Annotated in this window: 3 protein-coding genes; all 3 read right to left on the bottom strand. The window is 52.7% G+C overall.

Annotated features, from left to right (window positions below; genetic code table 11):
- Window positions 1-439, bottom strand: a 439-nt coding sequence (locus ACWVCN_RS11505) for a hypothetical protein (RefSeq protein WP_455245877.1), incomplete at its 3' end; no start/stop codon positions are given.
- A 36-nt stretch (window positions 440-475) separates the two neighbouring features.
- Window positions 476-967 (bottom strand): FAD-binding oxidoreductase, encoded by a 492-nt coding sequence (locus ACWVCN_RS11500; RefSeq protein WP_455245876.1) that lies wholly within the window; start codon window positions 965-967, stop codon window positions 476-478.
- A 161-nt stretch (window positions 968-1,128) separates the two neighbouring features.
- Window positions 1,129-2,124: an HD domain-containing protein gene (locus tag ACWVCN_RS11495; protein WP_455245874.1), complete on the bottom strand. Its 996-nt coding sequence runs from the start codon at window positions 2,122-2,124 to the stop codon at window positions 1,129-1,131.
- Window positions 2,125-2,256: the final 132 nt, after the last annotated feature.

Here is a 2,256-nt window from a genome sequence, read left to right as displayed (position 1 = left end):
GTGTGGGTGCATCCGGGGTTGGAGGCGGAAGAATCAGCCCCAACACCGAGGAACCGACGGAAGGAACTTGGTCGAAATGATCTTGGACGATGCGCATCACATCGATCGGGGCAGCGGCAGACCAGAGGGTGTCTGCGGCGTACCGTCTTTGCTCCGGAAAGAAGCCGTCCATGATGTCAAAAAGATCCTCGAACGTCATGCTGACGTTCAGTTTTTTCATCAAGTCTCCGCCAACCGGGCAGGCTGCAACATCAGATAGTGCCTCTTCCGCCTCTGAGTCGGAGTCGGCAAAAGCAGTCGCTGACACGATGCATACTTTCTCGCTTTGGTTTGCCAAAGCGTCGGGTGCGTGAGCAAACAACAAAATGAACTCCACTTTTCGAGGAAATGATTTTACCGCCTCCGTTGCCCACCGGACCACTTCTGAAAGCTTCTCCATGGGATACACCAGTGTGCTGGTAGTGTTCGCCTTCGGCTATGGATACAGTTTCAACCGGTAGCGGGTTGCAATGCCTAAAAATCCAGGACCGGCGCCGCGTGCCGCCCATAGTAAATCCGGGTTTTCCGTGTCACTCGCGGTGACAAGGCCGCCCTCAGCAGTCACCACATCCAAAGAAAGAAGGCTCCAGCAGGAAACGCCCCAATTGCCGGCGTTCCAACCAAATCCCCCTCCAAGAATAAAGCCGCTCAGCGGCACAGTGGAACAGTTCCCGACCGGAAAGGCGAGATCGTGGATAGCGAGTTGACTGGCAAGATCGCGATTGGACACGACGGGCTGCACGGTCGCCACCCTTGCCTCTGGATCGATGTCCACCCGGTTAAGGCGAGACAAGTCTAATAGAATGCCTCCCTGACGAATTGCCGGGGCACTCCAGTGGTGGCCGCCACCCCGCGCGGCGATCTGCATGTGCCGTTCCCGGGCAAACCGGACCACTTCGACAACATCGTTTTCGGAAGCGACCTGCACGATCATATCCGGATAACGCGCTGGCTTGCGTGCGTTCCAGACAAGAGCGCTTCATATCGACTCGTATTCGGGGTCCATTCGATAAACCACTCTCCCTTCAATTCGGTCTTGCAATGATTGACTACTCATATTTAGTTCCTTTCACGATATAGCACCCAAAGTTAGGCCAAACCCCCGGGTGTATTTACGATCCCCATCGACCACTGCCCCTGCTTGCTAGATAGGTAAGCGTTCCGATACCGGGCGAAGTCAGGATTTAGAACCGACAATGGGGCTACCGAATTTCCATTGATACTCAGTGGATCTATGCTTCTGACCTTAGTTGACACACAGAATGATGGTTGCTCTTCGTTCCAAGTGAAGCGAGTTCCTGGGGTAATGAGCCTCACCAGTCTCTTGATCTCAGGATGATCTGCTGACTGCAACTTTCTCCAGAGGGATTCATCCGAATCCCATAAGTCCGCCTCGCCGATAACCCCATACTGGTTAGCAGCCTTGATAGCCTCCGCTGTTAGTTGATAAAGGCCAACTTCACGGAAGCTCGACCAACTCGCACGATCTGCCTCAATGAATGTGTATGCCAACCACTGTGCGGCACCTGAATCGTTGACGGCAATCTGCCCCTCGATGACATCCAAGGACTCAATGGCTGTCCGTATTTCCTCGCTGTTCGCCAGTTTCAGGAATTCCAAGTCTCTTAGGAAGTAATCCAATCTGTCGGCACATAGAGCAGGGACGGGCTGTTCAAGAAGTGGGAACTGATCTTGATCCATGAATTCGCGCCAATCGCTTCCGTATCGATTCAAAATTGCCGGAATATCGGAGCTGCCAACAATCTCCATCTTCTTTTCTTCGTGGTAACGTTGTCCATTGTGGTCATCGAATACGAAATCGATGACATGACTGAAAGCCGTATGGCTGACGTCGTGTAGCAGCGCCGCAATCTGTTCTTCGACTGACGCACCGAGGCGGCGGACGAGAAGCATCACTCCCACGGAATGATCGAAGCGGCTGAACGAAGGCGTAATCCCTAGAAGTGCGGTTATGCCATGCTGTAAAATTCTCTTTGTTCTTTGCAACGCATCACTTGCAATCAAATCCCGTAGCACTGGCTCGGTAATCTCGACCTTCCCATATAGCTCATCGTCGCACTGCATTGGCCGTCAAAGACTCCCTATTGTTTGAGGCCATCCATTGATAGACAATAGCATTCTATCAAATTATCCTTGCGCCATTCTGTGATGAACGATCATGCGGGGGAGTTACGGCAGCCCTATTATGTTTGTGGG

The organism is Petrachloros mirabilis, from assembly GCF_975968855.1.
This window is presented reverse-complemented; position numbering and strand designations above follow the sequence as displayed.

Excerpts from the sequence above, each read along its gene's own strand:
- ACWVCN_RS11495 (WP_455245874.1), bottom strand. The coding sequence starts at position 2,124 with ATGCAGTGCGACGATGAGCTATATGGGAAGGTCGAGATTACCGAGCCA.